Source organism: Microbacterium saperdae (assembly GCF_006716345.1).
In the GTDB taxonomy this organism is placed as follows: Bacteria; Actinomycetota; Actinomycetes; order Actinomycetales; family Microbacteriaceae; genus Microbacterium; species Microbacterium saperdae.
On the sequence record NZ_VFOX01000001.1, the window covers coordinates 1,651,742 to 1,668,135 of the forward strand.

The 16,394-nt window shown below is 69.1% G+C and carries 21 protein-coding genes; all 21 read left to right on the forward strand.

Annotated features, from left to right (window positions below):
* Positions 1-113: 113 nt before the first annotated feature.
* The 21 genes from FB560_RS07810 (at position 114) to FB560_RS07905 (ending at position 16,380) form a co-directional block, all read left to right on the forward strand.
* Positions 114-971 carry a sigma-70 family RNA polymerase sigma factor gene (locus FB560_RS07810; RefSeq protein WP_141871840.1) on the forward strand — a complete coding sequence of 286 codons (858 nt, stop codon included), beginning with the start codon at positions 114-116 and terminating at the stop codon, positions 969-971.
* A 106-nt stretch (positions 972-1,077) separates the two neighbouring features.
* Positions 1,078-1,938 carry a flagellin N-terminal helical domain-containing protein gene (locus FB560_RS07815; RefSeq protein WP_141871841.1) on the forward strand — a complete coding sequence of 287 codons (861 nt, stop codon included), beginning with the start codon at positions 1,078-1,080 and terminating at the stop codon, positions 1,936-1,938.
* Between the two features lie 104 nt (positions 1,939-2,042).
* Positions 2,043-3,410, forward strand: a complete 1,368-nt coding sequence (gene fliD, locus FB560_RS07820) for a flagellar filament capping protein FliD (RefSeq protein WP_141871842.1) — start codon at positions 2,043-2,045, stop codon at positions 3,408-3,410.
* Positions 3,411-3,457: 47 nt separating this feature from the next.
* The gene (fliS, locus tag FB560_RS07825; RefSeq protein WP_141871843.1) at positions 3,458-3,871 is read left to right on the forward strand and encodes a flagellar export chaperone FliS; all 414 of its coding nucleotides are present in this window, start codon (positions 3,458-3,460) and stop codon (positions 3,869-3,871) included.
* Positions 3,872-3,876: 5 nt separating this feature from the next.
* Positions 3,877-4,155 carry a hypothetical protein gene (locus tag FB560_RS07830; protein WP_141871844.1) on the forward strand — a complete coding sequence of 93 codons (279 nt, stop codon included), beginning with the start codon at positions 3,877-3,879 and terminating at the stop codon, positions 4,153-4,155.
* A 125-nt stretch (positions 4,156-4,280) separates the two neighbouring features.
* The gene (locus FB560_RS07835; protein ID WP_141871845.1) at positions 4,281-4,628 is read left to right on the forward strand and encodes a flagellar basal body rod protein FlgB; all 348 of its coding nucleotides are present in this window, start codon (positions 4,281-4,283) and stop codon (positions 4,626-4,628) included.
* Entirely contained in the window at positions 4,625-5,017 is a 393-nt protein-coding gene (locus FB560_RS07840; protein ID WP_141871846.1) for a flagellar basal body rod protein FlgC, read from the forward strand. Before FB560_RS07835 ends, FB560_RS07840 begins: the two co-directional genes overlap by 4 nt.
* Positions 5,017-5,337, forward strand: a complete 321-nt coding sequence (fliE, locus tag FB560_RS07845) for a flagellar hook-basal body complex protein FliE (RefSeq protein WP_141871847.1) — start codon at positions 5,017-5,019, stop codon at positions 5,335-5,337. Before FB560_RS07840 ends, fliE begins: the two co-directional genes overlap by 1 nt.
* Positions 5,337-6,977 (forward strand): flagellar basal-body MS-ring/collar protein FliF, encoded by a 1,641-nt coding sequence (gene fliF, locus FB560_RS07850; RefSeq protein WP_141871848.1) that lies wholly within the window; start codon positions 5,337-5,339, stop codon positions 6,975-6,977. Before fliE ends, fliF begins: the two co-directional genes overlap by 1 nt.
* On the forward strand, positions 6,974-8,053 hold the full coding sequence (gene fliG, locus FB560_RS07855; protein ID WP_229673181.1) for a flagellar motor switch protein FliG: 1,080 nt from the start codon (positions 6,974-6,976) through the stop codon (positions 8,051-8,053). Before fliF ends, fliG begins: the two co-directional genes overlap by 4 nt.
* Positions 8,050-8,697 carry a FliH/SctL family protein gene (locus FB560_RS07860; RefSeq protein ID WP_141871849.1) on the forward strand — a complete coding sequence of 216 codons (648 nt, stop codon included), beginning with the start codon at positions 8,050-8,052 and terminating at the stop codon, positions 8,695-8,697. Before fliG ends, FB560_RS07860 begins: the two co-directional genes overlap by 4 nt.
* Complete coding sequence (locus tag FB560_RS07865; protein ID WP_141871850.1) at positions 8,694-10,022, forward strand: FliI/YscN family ATPase; 1,329 nt, start codon at positions 8,694-8,696, stop codon at positions 10,020-10,022. The genes FB560_RS07860 and FB560_RS07865 overlap by 4 nt, the downstream gene beginning before the upstream one ends.
* Positions 10,019-10,441, forward strand: coding sequence for a hypothetical protein (locus FB560_RS07870; RefSeq protein ID WP_141871851.1), 423 nt, complete (start codon positions 10,019-10,021; stop codon positions 10,439-10,441). The genes FB560_RS07865 and FB560_RS07870 overlap by 4 nt, the downstream gene beginning before the upstream one ends.
* Positions 10,438-11,796, forward strand: coding sequence for a hypothetical protein (locus FB560_RS07875; protein WP_141871852.1), 1,359 nt, complete (start codon positions 10,438-10,440; stop codon positions 11,794-11,796). Before FB560_RS07870 ends, FB560_RS07875 begins: the two co-directional genes overlap by 4 nt.
* A gap of 11 nt (positions 11,797-11,807) precedes the next feature.
* Positions 11,808-12,257: a flagellar hook capping FlgD N-terminal domain-containing protein gene (locus tag FB560_RS07880; protein ID WP_141871853.1), complete on the forward strand. Its 450-nt coding sequence runs from the start codon at positions 11,808-11,810 to the stop codon at positions 12,255-12,257.
* Between the two features lie 29 nt (positions 12,258-12,286).
* Positions 12,287-13,453 (forward strand): flagellar hook protein FlgE, encoded by a 1,167-nt coding sequence (locus tag FB560_RS07885; RefSeq protein ID WP_141871854.1) that lies wholly within the window; start codon positions 12,287-12,289, stop codon positions 13,451-13,453.
* Positions 13,454-13,550: 97 nt separating this feature from the next.
* Positions 13,551-13,715, forward strand: a complete 165-nt coding sequence (locus FB560_RS20920; protein WP_229673179.1) for a hypothetical protein — start codon at positions 13,551-13,553, stop codon at positions 13,713-13,715.
* Positions 13,712-14,425 (forward strand): VIT1/CCC1 transporter family protein, encoded by a 714-nt coding sequence (locus tag FB560_RS07890; RefSeq protein ID WP_229673177.1) that lies wholly within the window; start codon positions 13,712-13,714, stop codon positions 14,423-14,425. Before FB560_RS20920 ends, FB560_RS07890 begins: the two co-directional genes overlap by 4 nt.
* Before the next feature lie 79 nt (positions 14,426-14,504).
* Positions 14,505-14,756 (forward strand): flagellar FlbD family protein, encoded by a 252-nt coding sequence (locus FB560_RS07895; RefSeq protein WP_229673175.1) that lies wholly within the window; start codon positions 14,505-14,507, stop codon positions 14,754-14,756.
* Positions 14,757-14,758: 2 nt separating this feature from the next.
* Positions 14,759-15,568 carry a motility protein A gene (locus FB560_RS07900; RefSeq protein WP_141871857.1) on the forward strand — a complete coding sequence of 270 codons (810 nt, stop codon included), beginning with the start codon at positions 14,759-14,761 and terminating at the stop codon, positions 15,566-15,568.
* On the forward strand, positions 15,565-16,380 hold the full coding sequence (locus tag FB560_RS07905) for an OmpA/MotB family protein (RefSeq protein WP_229673173.1): 816 nt from the start codon (positions 15,565-15,567) through the stop codon (positions 16,378-16,380). Before FB560_RS07900 ends, FB560_RS07905 begins: the two co-directional genes overlap by 4 nt.
* Positions 16,381-16,394 lie beyond the last annotated feature (14 nt).

A 16,394-nucleotide genomic window follows, 5' to 3' on the forward strand; every position in this document is an offset into this window, starting at 1 on the left:
GACGGGGTGAACGGTGATTCCGACACGCTCAGCTGAAACACATTTTTTACTTGTAAACGTGTGAAAGCTGCTAACTTGCCTCATAAATGAGTTGAGCGAGCCACGGAGTCACATTGCTGCGTCATTCTGACCTTCCCGCTGATTCCGGCGCACCCGCCGACGCATCCGCAACCCCCGATCGTCTGGCCAGGGACAACATGGCCCTGGCGACATTCCTCGCGTTGGAGAAGGCGAGAACCGCCGAGCACGTCGACCTCGACGATCTGATGTCCGCGGCGCGCTGGGGCCTCGCCCGCGCGGCGCTGACCTATGAGCCCGAACGCGGCATCCCGTTCGGCGCATTCGCCCGCACCCAGATCAACTGGGCGATGCTGTCCGAGATGCGCAAGGCCGACCCGGCTGGGGAACGCGGCCGCGACAAGATCGAGCTGATCCGCGCGGCGGCAGACGCCGTGCTCGCCCGGACCGGCCGCGCGGCGACGGTCGCCGAGCTCGCCAAGGAGTCGGGGATCGACGCCGGTGCCGTCGCCGAGATGCTGCATCTCGATTCCATGGTGCGCACCGCGACCAGCTTCGAGGAGCATTTCGATCTCGAATCCGGTCGGCAGGCCGTCGACCTCACCGACAGCATCATCCTTCCCGAGCATGCCGTGGAACAGAACGAGACGCGGACCATGCTGCTGCGGGTGCTCGACGCACTCCCTCTGGCGATGCAGCGCGTGATCCGGGGCATCTACGTCGAAGACCGCATGGTCAAGGACCTCGCCGATGAGATGGCGGTCAGCCACGCTTACGTCTCGAAGCTGCGCACCCGCGGCCTCGCTCTGATGCGCGAAGCCATGGACGCCTGGGAGAACGGCACCTCCGGCGACCGTTCCACCAGTGCGAAGGCGGAGTTCTTCGGTGTGCTGTTCGGGCCCGTACCCGCGCCGGCACCGACGCGGACCGGAGACCTCCTCCCGGCGCTCTGATTTTCCTGCCCCCGGTGGTTACGGGTCGGCCGACCTGTCGCGAATGTCGGTGGTGCAGGCCCACGGATGGGCCCGCGTTTCAGTCCCATAACCACGGAGGATATTCATGGGTCTTCAGATCGCAACCAACGTCAGTGCGCTCAACTCGTACCGCAACCTGTCCGCCAACCAGAACGACGTCTCGAAGTCGCTCGAGAAGCTCTCGAGCGGCCTGCGCATCAACCGCGCAGCCGACGACGCCGCCGGCCTGGCCATCTCCGAGGGCCTGCGTTCGCAGGTCAACGGCCTGAACGTCGCAGCCCGCAACGCTCAGGACGGCATCTCGGTCATCCAGACCGCTGAAGGTGCACTGACCGAGGTCCACTCGATCCTGCAGCGTGTCCGCGACCTCGCGGTCCAGGCAGGTTCTGACTCCAACAACGTCGACTCCCGCAAGGCGATCACCACCGAGGTGACCCAGCTGGTCGACGAGCTCACCCGCATCTCCGACACCACGAACTTCAACGGCATCAAGCTGCTGGATGCTTCCGCCGGTGCGGCGACCAACGGCGTGCTGAGCTTCCAGGTCGGCGCTGACGGTGCTGCCTCGAGCCAGATCACGGTGAACCTCGGTTCCGCCGACATCAAGACGCTCGCGGCGAACCTCAAGACCGCCATCGTCACCACCGACGGATTCGCCACCCCCACCCTGGCGGCGGCGACCATCACGACGGTCGACACGGCGATCAAGAGCGTCTCGTCGGCTCGCGCCGACCTCGGTGCGGTGCAGAACCGCTTCGAGTCGACGATCAACTCGCTGCAGGTCTCGGCGGAGAACCTGTCGGCGGCCAAGAGCCGTATCGCCGACACCGACATGGCAGCCGAGATGGTCAAGTACACCGCTGCGAACATCCTGCAGCAGGCCGGCACCGCCATGCTCGCTCAGGCGAACCAGTCGGGCCAGGGCGTCCTGCAGCTGCTCCGTTGAGTCGCTGCGCCTGAGGCGCGCTCGGCGCCCGGGCGGGGTGATCTCCGCCCGGGCGCCTTCCTGTAGGAACCGCTCGACCCGCATCGCACAGAAGGCACCCGAGGATGAAACTCGACGGACTGGTATCCGGGCTCAAGACCGACGAGCTCATCACCGCGCTGATGGACGTCGCGGCGATCCCGAAGAAGCTGATCACGAACAAGATCACCGACCGCGGGGCCATCATCACCAACCTGCAGTCATTGAACAAGACGCTCCAGGACCTCGTCACGAAGGCGAAGACCGCAGCGGGCGCCACGTCGCTGGCAGCATTCACCGCGACGGCGTCGTCCGAGAGCGTGACCGTCACGGCGGGGGCCAAGGCCAGCGCCTTCTCGACCAGCATCGTCGTGGACGCCGTCGCGTCAGCGCACTCCGTCATCACCGCGGCCGCCGGCGCCGAAGCCTGGGGCGGGGAGTTCACGCTCGTCGCCTCCGATGGCACCCCGAAGGCGATCACCCCGTCCGGGACCAGCCCGCAGGACCTCGCCAAGGCGATCAACGCCGCCAAGGCCGGGGTGACGGCCACGGTCGTCCCCGCAGGAACGGATGCCGACGGCAAGCCGCTCTCGCGCATCCAGCTCACCGCCGCAGAGACCGGAGCAGATGGCGCCTTCACGCTCCACCGGGGAACGCCCGCGGATGTCGCGGCCGGCACTGCTCCCGACATCTCCGCTGAGGCAGGAGCGGCGCTCCTGAAGCAGGGTGCCGATGCCCGCATCCGTCTGTTCGCCGGCACCGCTGCCGAGCAGACCCTGACCAGCGCCCGCAACACGATCAACATCGGCGAAGACATCGACGTCACCGTCACCCAGGCGAGCGCCGACCCCGTGGTGGTGTCCGTGGCGCTCGACGCCAAGGCTCAGACGACGAAGGCCGAGACGTTCGTCAAGGAGATCGCTGCGCTGCTCACCCGTATCGACAACGGCTCCAAGGCCACGATCGGTGCCGTGGGGGAGAAGACCACGCTCGGCGTGTTCACGGGCGACAGCACGGTGCGCAACCTCCGCACGGCTCTGGCCGACGCCGTGCAGTACCCGGTCGACGGCGTCTCTCCCTCGACCATCGGCATCTCGATCAGCGACAAAGGAGTGCTCTCGTTCGACGCCGAGAAGTTCGCTTCCGCGCTGGCAGAGGATCCCGAGAAGGCACAGGCCGTGTTCTCGGGTCTCTCCGGTCGCCTGCAGGAGGTGTCGAACAAGTACTCGGACAAGTACGACGGTCTGCTCACCCAGAGGATCACCGGCCAGGAGTCCGAGGTCAAGACGCTCAAGACCCAGGTGGAGCGCTGGGACATCCGACTCGAGCAGCGCAGGGCCACACTCGAGCGCACATACTCCCAGCTGGAGGTCCAGCTCTCCAAACTGCAGTCGCAGTCGTCCTGGCTCTCCTCTCAGCTCGCCGGTCTCAGCAGCACGTCATCGTCGTCCTGACCTGGACCGCACTCCTCACCGCTCCCACCCGCTAGGAGATCACAACGATGTCCCTCACCTCCCTCGCACGCGCCAAGCAGCAATACCTGGAGCAGCAGGTCGCCTCGGCGTCTCCCGAGCGTCTCCTCACGATGCTCTACGACCGGCTGCTCGTGGACGTCGACCGGGCAGCCGCCTCGCAGGACGCCGCGGACTGGACGGCGGCCGGGAGCCATCTGACCCATGCCCAGCAGATCGTCGCGGAGCTGAGCGGGTCGCTCACCGACGCCTGGGACGGAGCGGGGGAGCTGCGTGCGGTCTACACCTATCTCACCGGACGCCTGATCTCGGCGAACATCTCCCGCGATCGCGCGATCACCACCGAGTGCCGTGACCTCATCGCCCCCCTTCGCGACGCCTGGCACCAGGCCGCTTCGGCGACCGCGGCGACCGCTCCGGCGCCTTCCTCGGCGCTGGCCTGATCACCGTGCCGGAGAACCTCGCGGCCTGGCTGACCGTGCTCGACCAGTTCGAGCGCGCGCTCGACGCCGCAGACGAGCAGCTCGAATCGCCGTCGTTCGAGCCGCCGGCGGGTCCCGTCCCCGAGGAGCTGCGTGCGCGCGCGGAGGCCGTGCTGTCGCGTCAGCAGATGATGATCAGCGGGCTGATGGCTTCCCGGGCGAACGTGGCGCGCGAGATCGCGGCGCTCCGGCGCGTACCGACGACCCCGCAGGACACTCCGGCGTATCTCGACGTCGAAGGCTGAACGGCGCTGTTCACACGCCACGGCGGTTACGGGACGCGCGTCGCGTCGCGATAGTCCACCACGAGCAGGGATCGCTCGACGATTGGCCACGGATCGGCTTCTCCATCAACGTCCGGAGTGCCCCCGTGCTCGAATCCGTAACCTCCGCCGCACTGATCAGTGCGCTCGACGGCCTGGCCTTGCGCCAGAGGTCGATCGCCGAGAACATCGCGAACATCAACACCCCCGGCTATCAGGCGAAGCGCGTGCAGTTCGAGGAGGAACTGCGGCGCGCCGTGGACGGCGGTTCCGGGACGGTCGCCGCCACGGTGGAGCGGTCGCTGGAGCCCACGCGGCTGAACGGCAACAACGTCAACCTCGATACCGAGACCCTGTCGAACATCGACACGGTCCTTCGCTTCCAGTTCGCCAGCCAGGCGATCGGTGGTCAGGCCGCCTCGATCACCCAGGCGATCGGTCAGGCATCGGCATGACCTTCGACGCGATCGGCATCGCCGGAACCGGTCTGAACGTGCACCGCAAGTGGCTCGACGCGCTCAGTGACAACATCGCCAACGTCAACACCGCGACGCCGGCAGGACAGGAGGCCTTCCGCGAGAAGTTCGTCACCGTCGCTGCCGGCACCGACGCCCCGGGGGTCTACGTGTCTGGTGTCGTCGAGTCCGATGCCGAGGCGAAGCTCGTGTACGACCCCGAGCATCCCTACGCGAACGAGGACGGCTACGTGCAGTACCCGAACGTGGAGCTCGGCGACCAGATGAGCATGCTGATCCTCGCGCAACGCGGCTACGAGGCGAACGCGGCGGTCGTGGACAGGGCGAAGACCACCTACGAGGCCGCTCTGCAGATCGGACGCAACTGATGACCACTCCCATCGATGCGGTGTCCGCCGCCGGCGTCGCACCGCTGTCCGCGCTCAGCTTCGAGTCCGGTTCGGGCACGGCAGGCTCTGCTGCCTCCGCGGGCGCCTTCGCGACCTCGCTCACCGGCGCGGTCGAAGGCCTCCAGCAGCTGCAGTCGACATCGAACGAGCTCGCGGTGCAAGCCGTCACGGGCGACCTGCAGGACATCCATCAGGCGATGATCGCCTCGGCCCGCGCCGGTGTCACCCTCGACCTGGTGGTCGCCGTCCGTGACCGCAGCGTCTCCGCGTTCAACGAGATCATGCGGATGCAGGCCTGATGCCCACGGTGTTCACGACCTCGTTCGAGCGGGCGAAGCAGATCGTCTCGGGCTTCACCGTCGCCCAGCGCACCATCGCCGTGATCGGCGTCGCGTTGCTGGTGATGGGTGCGATCGCGCTGGGCGCATGGCTGACCAAGCCGCAGATGAGCCCTCTGTTCACCGGACTCAGCGCAGGCGATGCCTCGGCCGTCGTCGATCAGCTGAAGGCGGCGGGCGTCGGGTACGAGCTCACCGAGGGCGGAGCGACGATCCTCGTCCCGGATGATCAGGTGTACTCGCAGCGGCTCGCCGCCGCGGCAGCCGGGCTCCCCGGTGACACCAGCGAGGGCTACACGTTGCTCGACAAGATGGGCGTGACCGCCAGCGAGTTCCAGCAGTCGGTCACCTACAAGCGCGCCATCGAGGGGGAGCTCGCGAGCACGATCAGCGCGATGGACGGCATCACCGCCGCCTCCGTGCAGCTCGCCATCCCCGAGGAGAGCGTCTTCGTCTCGGAGCGGCAGAGCCCGACCGCCTCGGTGTTCGTCAAGACGCGCAACGGTTCGACGCTGAGCGACGAGAAGATCGAGGCGATCATCCACCTCACGAGCGCATCGGTGCCGGGCATGACCCCGGAGGACGTCGCCGTCACCGATCAGAACGGTGCCGTGCTCTCCGCCGTCGGGTCGGGAGTCGCGGGCAACTCGTCGAAGCAGGCGACGGAGCACGAGGCCAGGGTCGCCGCCGCGGTGAGTCGGATGCTGGAGACGATCGTCGGACCGGGCAACGCCACCGTCACGGTCGCCGCCGATGTCGCCAACTCCACATCCGAGCGGATGGATGAGACGTACTCGGCGCCGGACGGCGACCTGAGCCCGTCGGAGCAGACGAAGACCGAGACGTACACCGGTGGTGCCGGCAACGGAACCGGCGTGCTGGGACCGGACAACATCGCCGTGCCGAACGGCGCCACGGGTGATGGTTCCTACGAGTTCGAGGAGTCGTCGCGCAGCAACGCCGTGAACAAGTCCACCGAGAAGACGATCACGCCCGCCGGCGAGGTGACCCGTCAGACCGTCAGCATCGCGCTGAATCGTGGAGCGGTGACCGGAGTGACCGCCGATCAGGTCGAGGCGCTCGTCGCCTCGGCGGCGGGGATCGACGTCGAGCGGGGCGACACGATCGCCGTGGAGTTCGTCGAGTTCGCCACCGGCGGCGCGATGGCCGCGCAGACCGCACTGCAGGCGGCCGAGGCCGAACGCGAAGCCCAGCTCCAGCAGGAACTGCTGCGTTCGGCGATCATCGGCGGCGCGATCCTGCTCGCCGTCATCGTCCTCGTGGTGTTCCTCTCCCTCCGTCAACGGATGAAGCGCCGCGTGCTCTACACGGAGGAGGGGCCGATCGAGTACCTGGCCACGTTGAGCGAGAACGAGGAGCAGAAGCTGCGTTCGCTCAAGGGGCTGCACGACCGAGAAGCGATCACCGCTCCGCTGCTGCCCCAGATGTCGCCCACCGCGGTCCTCGACATCGAGGAGGAGCCCGAGATGGATCAGGTGCTCGTGGAGCGACGTCGTCGCGAGATCGACGACATCGCCAAGCGTGAGCCCCGCGCCACGGCGACCGCTCTGGCCAGCCTGATGGATGAGTCCACCGTATGAGCACGCAGATCGAGTTCCCGGAGATCGGTGCCGCGACGGCGGAGCGCAGCGACACGACGGCCTCCACGGTCGCCGTCGTCGAGATGACGGGGCTCCGCAAGGCGGCGATCGTGCTCCTGAACATGGACAGGGAGGCCAGCGCAGAGGTGCTGCGTCACCTCGGGGAGGATCGCTCCGAACTGCTCGCGGCGGAGCTCACCCAGCTCGGTGGCGTGGATCTGGCGTCGACCGCGCAGGCGCTGGGCGCGTTTAAACGCATCGCGACGGGAGGATCCGTTCCGTCGCGGGGCGGCCAAGAACTCGCGACCGGACTGCTGGAGACCGCGTTCGGACGAGAGAAGGCCATGGGAATGGTCGGTCGCGTCATGTCGCAGGGCGCGGTGTCCTTCGACTTCCTCAACGCGGCAGATCCCGCGCAGCTCGCGACGATCCTCGAGGGCGAACTGCCGACGACCGTCGCCGTGGTGCTGGCGAATCTGCGGGCCGACCGTGCCGCCGCGGTGCTCACAGCCCTGCAGGACCCGCTGCGCACCGATGTCGCGCAGGCGATCGCGACGATGGGCACCGCGACGCAGGAGGCGATCTCGATCGTTGCGGACTCCCTGCGCTCCCGTACCGGCGTCTTCGCGATGCGCGACAATCACGAGTCGATCGGTGGCGTGCAACCACTCGTCGAGATCATCAGCCGCTCCGACACCGCGCTCGAGAAGGCGCTGCTCACGAGCCTGGAAGGGCGCGATCTCGCCCTCGCGGAAGACATCCGCAGCCGCATGGTCACGTTCGCCGACATCACCCGCCTCGAGGATCGCGATGCGCAACGCGTGCTGCGCGGCATCGACCTGCGCGTGCTGGCGCTGGCGCTGAAGGGGGCCGACGAGCAGATCGCCGCGAAGGTCACGGGCAACATGACCGAGCGCAACCAGGAGAACCTCGCGGAGGAAGCGCGCGTGCTCGGTTCGGTGCGCGTGCGTCAGGTCGACGAGGCGCGCGCAGAGGTCGTGCGCATCATCCGCGAACTGGAGGCGGCGGAGGAGATCACCATCTCCCGTGAGGACGAGGACGAGCTCATCGAATGACACGTTCCGACACCGCTTTCACCCCGCTCGTCGTGCCGCGCGTGGGCGAGACCCCCACCGACCTGCGCGGGGAGGCGGACCGGGCGCGCATCCGCGGCTATGCCGAGGGATTCGCTGAGGGGCGGCGTATCGCGCTCGACGAGGCACGATCGCAGAACGTGATCGATCAGACGCATGCCGCGCAGGAGCGTGCGCTCTATCTCGAGCGGCGCTCATCCGCTCTGCGGGCTGTCCACGAAGCCGCGGAAGCCTTCGACCTGCGCGCCGAGGAGCTCGCCGCGCTCACGGCGGATCGGATCGAGGAGCTCGCGGTGGACCTCGCCAGAGCGATCCTGTGCGTGGAGCTGTCGGACCCGGCGCGGTCCGCCTCGCACGCCCTGCGCCGCGCACTCGCCGAGATGCCGGTGCAGCGGTGGACGCGCGTGACGTTCAGCCCGCAGGACGGCGCGATCCTGCGAGAGGACGCGGATGCCGAAGGGACGCTGGACGGCATCGAGATGCGGGTGGCCGCATCGGTCGGTCAGGGTGGCGCGGTCGTCGAAGTCGCGGACGGGGCCGTCGACACGCGCATCGCGCAGGCACTCGCCCGTGCTGCTGCAGCGCTGCGCGGCGACGGCGACGAACACGACGAGGCTCGCTCATGAGCGGCAGGACGGCATCGTGGGAGCGGGCGCTCGACGCCGCGCGTCCCGAGCGCTCGGGAACCGTGAAGGCCGTGCTCGGTCTCGGCGCGGAGGTCATCGGCATCGATGCGGCCGTGGGAGACCGGGTGCGCATCCAGGTGGCGGACGGGCGCAGGGTCGACGCCGAGATCGTGGCGGTCGACGGCGCGTCCGCGCGATGCATGCCGCTCGCGCCGCTCGATGGGATCACCGCCCGCGCCAAGGTGCTGCACACCGGGTCGGGGCTCCGGGTGCCGACCGGACCGGCACTGCTCGGACGTGTGCTGGACGGGCTCGGGCGCCCCATCGACGGCAAAGGCCCGCTCGACCGTGGCGCAGAGTTCGTCGCGCTCGACAACGATGCCCCGAGCATCCTGCACCGCCAGCGCATCGCCACGCAGCTCGGCCTCGGAGTGCGGGTGCTCGACACCATGACACCCGTGGGCACCGGTCAGCGCCTCGGGCTGTTCGCGGGATCCGGTGTGGGGAAGTCATCGCTCATGTCGATGATCGCTCGTGGCTCGAGCGCCGATGTCACCGTGATCGCTCTGGTGGGCGAGCGTGGCCGCGAGGTGCGGGAGTTCATCGAGGACGACCTGGGGCCCGAAGGGCTGGCCCGGTCGGTCGTGGTCGTCGCGACGTCCGATCAGCCCGCGATGGTGCGCATGCGCTCGGCGTTCGTCGCCACCCGTATCGCCGAGCGGTTCCGCGAGGACGGCGCGAACGTCATGCTCATGATGGACTCGTTGACCCGCGTCGCGATGGCCCAGCGCGAGATCGGGCTGAGCGCAGGGGAGCCGCCCGCGACGCGCGGATATCCACCGTCGACGTTCTCCGTGCTCGCGCGTCTGCTCGAGCGTGCGGGCACCGGCCCGGTCGGCTCGATCACCGGTCTCTACACCGTGCTGGTCGACGGAGACGATCACAACGAGCCGATCGCGGACGCCGCTCGAGGGATCCTCGACGGGCACGTCGTGCTGGACCGTGCCCTGGCCGTGCGCGGGCATTTCCCGGCCGTGGACGTGCTCGGGTCGATCTCCCGTGTGGTGTCGAAGATCACGAGCTCCGAGCAGCGGGCGTCCGCTGTCGCGCTGCGCAGCGTGCTGGCCGCGCGACGCGGCGCGAACGACCTGATCGACATCGGCGCATATCGCGCGGGTGCGAACCCTCTTGTCGACGCGGCGCTGGCCCACGAGGCCGCCATCTCCGGCTTCCTCACCCAGGGGATGGAAGACCTCGCCGGCGCCGACGATTCCTGGCGGCGTCTCGCCGCACTCACCACCGAGTTCGGAGGACTGACTCCATGACGTTCCCGCTGGCCGGACTTCTGCGCGTGCGCGATGCGCAGGAGAAGGTCGCTGCCGAGCAGCTCTCGCGCACCACATCCGCTCGACGGCACGCGGAGGAGGCGGAGCAGAGTGCTGTCGTGAGTCTCTCCGAGATCAGCGCGCAGGTGGATGATGCGCACACGCTCCTGGCCATGGCCGCCGCTCGCGCCGCCGGGCGCAGCGCGCTGAGCGATCTCCAGACGCTGACCGAACTGCGCCGGGCCGAGGAAGAGGTGGCGAAGGCCTCGCATGTCGAGGCACGTCGCGAGCTCAAGGGTCTCGAACGACTCGACGGCGCGCATCGTGCGGAGAGTCTGAAGGCTGAGCGGCACGCCGAGCAGATGGCGCTGGACGAGATCGCGGTCATGCGCAGCCTGCGTGAGGAGCGGACAGCATGAGCGGGTTGTCCACGGCGAGCGCGGACCGCACAGCGGCGGCGGATCCGCTCGGCGCACTGCTCGGCAGGAGCGGGCGCGCTGATGAGGGGGAGTCGGCGCCGTTCGGCGTCGCGATGGCCGTGGCGAAGCGGATGCTCGGCACCGGCGACGACACGATGGGTGCGCTCGACCCGGTTGCCCTTGGGGTGAGCGATGCCTCCACGACGGCCGACGCCATGATCAGCACGGTGCTCGCCCCCGCGATGCTCCGTGTCGACGTGTCTGCGGAGGACGCCGTCGACCCGGAGGCTGCAAGTGCGGCGGCAGCGGAGACGGGGCCGTCGTTCACAGATACCGGGTTGTCCGCGGCGATGGCTCCGCTCGCCGCCGTGTCGTCCACGGCGGGGGAGGAGCGCGCTTCGGCATCACAGGATCCGGCGCTTCCGCAGGGAGGATCGGCCGCACGCGCGACCGTTTCCCCGCTGCCGCACGCCGAGGGGGGGATGCCTGCTCTGGCCGTCGCGTCGCCCTCGGCGCAGGGGAGCGTGCCGGCTCCGCCCCTCACGGCCGGAGGTGCCGATCAGGTGCCCGTCCTGCCGGCGGCGCGGATGAGTGCGATCGTCGCGACACCAGGCTCTGCGGTCGTCGCGGAGGCCGAGATCCCCTCTGCCCTGCGCCCCACGGATCCGTCGAGCGCGACATCTGTCTCCCCGGCACAGCCCACCCCCGCACAGACCTCCCTGACGCCGCCCACCCCGGCACAGCCCTCCCCGACACCGTCCACCGGGGCACAGCCGGTCCGCACCGCGCCCGCAGATGGCACGCCATCGATCATCTCGCCCGCAGCACTCGTCGTCACGGTGGACACTGCCGCCGTGGACGCGCCGGAGCCCGGTGCCCTCCCGCCGCGGGCGGTCGCGGCCCAGGTCTCGCCGGTCGTGCTGAGCATCGTCCAGCGGCCCATCGGAAGCCACCAGCTGACGATGACCGTCACCCCCGACACGCTCGGCCCTGTCACGGTGCGCGCCCATGTCAGCGCGGGCGGCGATGTGCGGGTGGAGCTGCTCGGCGCGACGGAGGCCGGCCGTGAGGCGCTGCGCACCATTGTCACCGACCTGCGGCGCGACCTCGCCGCGGCCATGCCGCACGCGAGCCTGACGCTCGGTTCCGGCACCACCGCCGAGGGCGGAGGCGCGGATCGCGGTGCCCAGTCCGGCGCCGGCGGACCGATGGGCGGCCAGTCATCCGGCGGGCGGGAGTCGGATCGCACGCCGTCCGATCGTCGCGCCGCCGACGCCGCGGCGCGCGGCATCCCTCACTCTTCCCTGACCGCCACCCACGCCGTCTCCGGCGAGGGCCTCGACATCTTCGCCTGAGAGGACACGACATGACCGTCGACGCCGTGAGCGCCCCGAGTTCGATCTACACGGGGAGCACCAGCGACCCCGCCGCGCGCAAGCAGGTGCTCGACGGCGAGGTGTTCCTCAAGCTGCTGGTCACGCAGCTGACGCACCAGGATCCGTCCAGCCCGATGGACACCAACGAGATGATCTCGCAGACCACACAGCTGGCCATGATGGAGCAGCTGACGACGCTCGCCGACAACGGCACCGAGGCGTTCGCGCTGAGCATGCGCCAGGCCGCCACCGCGCTGATCGGTCAGGAGGCGAGCTACAAGGATGCCGATGGCAAGCCGGTGTCGGGCATCGTCACGAAGGTCTCGTTCGACGGCCCCATCCCGCAGGTGACCATCGGCGACAAGACCGTCGCGCTGGATGCCATCACCGGCATCACCTCGAAGACCACCCCTGCCGCGAGCGCCCCCGCCGCAGCCTGATCCCCACTCACCCAGAAGAGAGAATCCCCATGCTTCGCTCGCTCTACTCCGGAATCTCCGGCCTCCGCTCGCACCAGACCATGCTGGACGTGACCGGCAACAACATCGCCAACGTCAACACCGCGGGATTCAAGGGCTCCTCGGTGGTGTTCCAGGACTCGCTCTCGCAGCTCATCGGCAACCCCGGCATCCCCGACGACCAGGTCGGCGGGCGCAACCCCGCGCAGGTCGGGCTCGGCGTGCAGGTCGCAGGCGTCCGCACGAACTTCGCCCAGGGATCGGCGCAGGCGACCGGACGCGGCGGCGACCTGATGATCTCGGGAGACGGCTTCTTCGCCGTGCGCTCGGGAGGGGAGACGCTCTACACCCGTGCCGGCGGATTCTCGTTCGACCCGACCGGCAAGATGGTCACGGCAGACGGGGCGATCGTGCAGGGGTGGTCGGCGCAGAACGGCACCGTGAACACCGGTCAGGCGATCGGGAACATCGTGCTGCCCCTCGACGCGGTCGCACCGGCGCGCGCGACGACCGATGCCACCGTCACGGGTAACCTGCCGTCAACCGCGGAGACCGGCAACGAGCTGGTGCGCGACGTGACCGTCTACGACGCGCAGGGTGCTCCCACCACGCTGAGTCTCACCTTCACCAAGACGGCCGCCGGCTGGAACGTGACCGAGCCCGTCAGCGGCGCGGCGGGATCGCTCACGTTCACGAACGGCACGCAGACCGGAACGGGGCTCACCCTCGCCGCCGGTGCCGTGTCGGTCGACCTCACCGCCGTGACCGGCTACGCGAGCCTGTCGACCGTGGCCGTCACAGAGCAGAACGGAGCTGCGGCGGGCACCCTCAAGTCGTACAGCATCACCGGCGACGGCTCGATCGTCGGCACGTTCAGCAACGGCGCGACGCAGACGCTCGGGAAGATCGCGATGGCGACGTTCGCCAACCCGGAGGGCCTCGAGAAGGCCGGCGGCACCGCGTATCGTGCGTCGGTCAACTCGGGCGGCGCGCGTATCGGCGAGGCGGGGCAGGCCGGATTCGGCGGCCTGGTCTCCGGCGCACTCGAGATGAGCAATGTCGACCTGTCGCAGGAGTTCACCAACCTGATCGTCGCCCAGCGCGGCTTCCAGGCCAACGCGCGCATCATCACCACGAGCGACGAGGTGCTGCAGGAACTCACCCAGCTCAAGCGCTGATCGGCCGGAGCACGGCGCTGTCGCGCCCGTCACCGTCTCGCTGCCGTCCGGCGGGAACGGCGACGGGCGTCGATGGTGCCGGGCGTACTCTTGCCCGATGACCCGACCTCTCAGGAACTGGCATCCCGCCCACGCCGAGCACCTCACTCGCGGAGAGCGCGCGGAGCTGATGGAGATCGACAGGATGCCGCTGACGCTGCTGCCGGGACTCCGCACGGATCCTGCCTCACAGGTCGCGCTCGAGAGAGGGAAGAGCCTGTGACGACGACGCATCCGGGGGAACCGCATCGCGGCGACCTCGCCGGACGGCTGAACTGGCTCAGGGCGGGAGTGCTCGGTGCGAACGACGGCATCGTGTCGGTCGCGTCGCTCGTGGTCGGTGTCGCCGGTGCGACGACCGCATCCGCACCCTTGCTCGCCGCGGGCGTCGCCGGTCTCGTGGGCGGCGCGATCTCGATGGCGCTGGGGGAGTACGTGTCGGTGAGCAGCCAGCGCGACAGTCAGCAGGCCCTGATCGAGAAGGAGCGCGGCGAACTGGCGGATGATCCCGCGACCGAGCTCGAGGAACTCGTGGGCATCTACGAGGCGAAGGGTCTTCGCCCGGCGACCGCACGCCTCGTGGCGGAGGAACTCACCGCGCAGGATCCGCTGACCGCGCATCTGGAAGCAGAACTCGGGATCTCCGAGGATCAGGTGGTCAGCCCCTGGGCGGCGGCGGGGGCCTCGGCGCTCGCGTTCGCACTCGGGGCGATGCTTCCGCTGCTGGCGATCCTGCTCCCTCCTCCGGAGATCCGCGTGCAGGTCGCATTCGCGGTGGTGCTGCTGGCGCTCGCGCTGACGGGATTCGTGAGTGCCAGGATCGGTGGCAACCCCGCCCTCCGTCCGACGATCAGAGTGGTGCTCGGCGGCGCGATCGCGCTGGGGGTCACGTTCGCGATCGGTTCGCTGCTGGGGACGACCGGAGTCGCCTGAGAGCCGGCGACGATCTGACGGGCGCGATGGTCGCGGCGCGTCCCGGTTACCGGCGCGGGCCGCGTCGCGATAGTCGGGAATGCCCCGCCTCTCGCCCCTGCCCGGAGACCACCCGATGATCATCGTCACCCGCCTCGACCGCACCCGGTTCGCGGTGAACCCTGACCTGATCGAACGCGTGCACGCCTCTCCGGACACGACCCTGCACATGGTCGACGGCGGCGTCTACGTCGTGGAGGAGAGTCTCGATCACATCGTCGATCTGATCGTGGCGTACCGGGCCCGCGTGCTCGACGCCGCCCAGGCGCTCGGTCGGACGACGGGGGCCTGACGGTGGATCCCGCATTCCTCATCGGCGTCGTCCTGGCGTTCGGTGCACTGGTCGCCATGATCACCATGGAGGGTGCGAGCTTCGAGGCTCTGCTCATCCCGGCTCCGATGATCCTGGTGCTCGGTTCGACCATCGGCGTCGGCATCGCGAGCCACACCCTGCGTGACACGCGCCTGGCGATCGCCAGCCTCGGTCGCATGGTGCGCGGCCCGCGTTCCACACCCGAAGCGGTCATCCCGTTCCTCGTCGGCTACGCGGAGAAGGCCCGCGGCGAAGGTCTTCTCGCCCTGGAGCAGGAGCTGGACAGCGCGCCGGATGCCTTCACCAGGCAGGCGCTGCAGGCCCTCGCCGACGGCACGGACGCCGACGATCTGCGCATGATGATGGACGACGAGATCACCGCGACCTCGTCACGCAACCGCGTCGCTGCGAAGTTCTTCTCCACGCTCGGTGGATACGCGCCCACGATCGGCATCGTCGGCACCGTCGTCTCTCTCACCCACGTCCTCGAGAAGCTCGACGAGCCCGACCACCTCGGTCCGATGATCGCGGCAGCCTTCGTCGCGACGCTGTGGGGATTGCTCTCCGCCAACTTCATCTGGAACCCGATCGCGGGCCGGCTGAACCGCATCGGCGCGGTCGAGCTGGAACGCATGATGCTGGTGAGCGAGGGCATGCTCGCGATCCAGGCCGGAAGCGCGCCGCACCTGCTTCAGGAGCGTCTGGAGGCCCTGTCGACCGTCAAGCCGAAGCGTCGTAAGGCCGAGGACGCGAAGGGCGCGGAGCCGAAGGGTGCGGAGGACATCCGGTGAGCAGCGCCCGTCGCGGGGGCGGACGGCGGCACGAGGACGACTCCCACGACGAGCCCGACGAGCGCTGGGCCGTCTCCTACGCCGACATGGTCACGGTGCTGATGTGCTTGTTCATCGTGCTGTTCGCGGTGTCGAACGTCGACAAGACGAAGTTCGAGCTGCTCGCGAACAGTCTGGCGACCGGCTTCGGACAGGAGGACACGACGACCGGCGGCGCGGACATCTCGGAGGGCCTCGTGATCCCGCCCGAGATGGAGGACGCCGAGGGGGAGGCCGACCTCACCACACGTGCCGCGGCCGAGTTCGAGTCGCTCGAGGTGCTGCGCGAGCGCATCCGAGCATCACTCACCGCCCAGGGATTGCAGGACACGGTCGACTTCGTGATCGATGACCGCGGGCTCAAGGTGGGGCTGGTGGGCGCCGAGACCTTCTTCGGCGACAACAGCACGAGCCTCTCGGCGAAGGCTGACGGCGTGCTCGACGCGATCGGCGATGTGCTCGCGACCGTCGACAATCAGGTGAGCATCGAAGGCCACGCCGACCGTCGTCATGCCGCTGATCCGTACCCGACGAACTGGGAGCTCTCCGGCGGCCGCGCCACGCAGGTCGCCCGTTTCCTCGTGGAGCACGAGCGCATCGCGGGGGCGCGGGTCAAGGCCATCGCGTTCTCCGATACGCGGCCGCTGATGGCCGGGGATTCGCCGGAGGCCCTCGCCAGCAATCGACGCGTCGACATCGTCGTCGAGTCGAACGAGGAAGACCAGGTGCGTGCCCTGCTGCCCGCCCTCGCCGAAGCCGCAGAGACGAGCTGAGGCACTGTGACCAC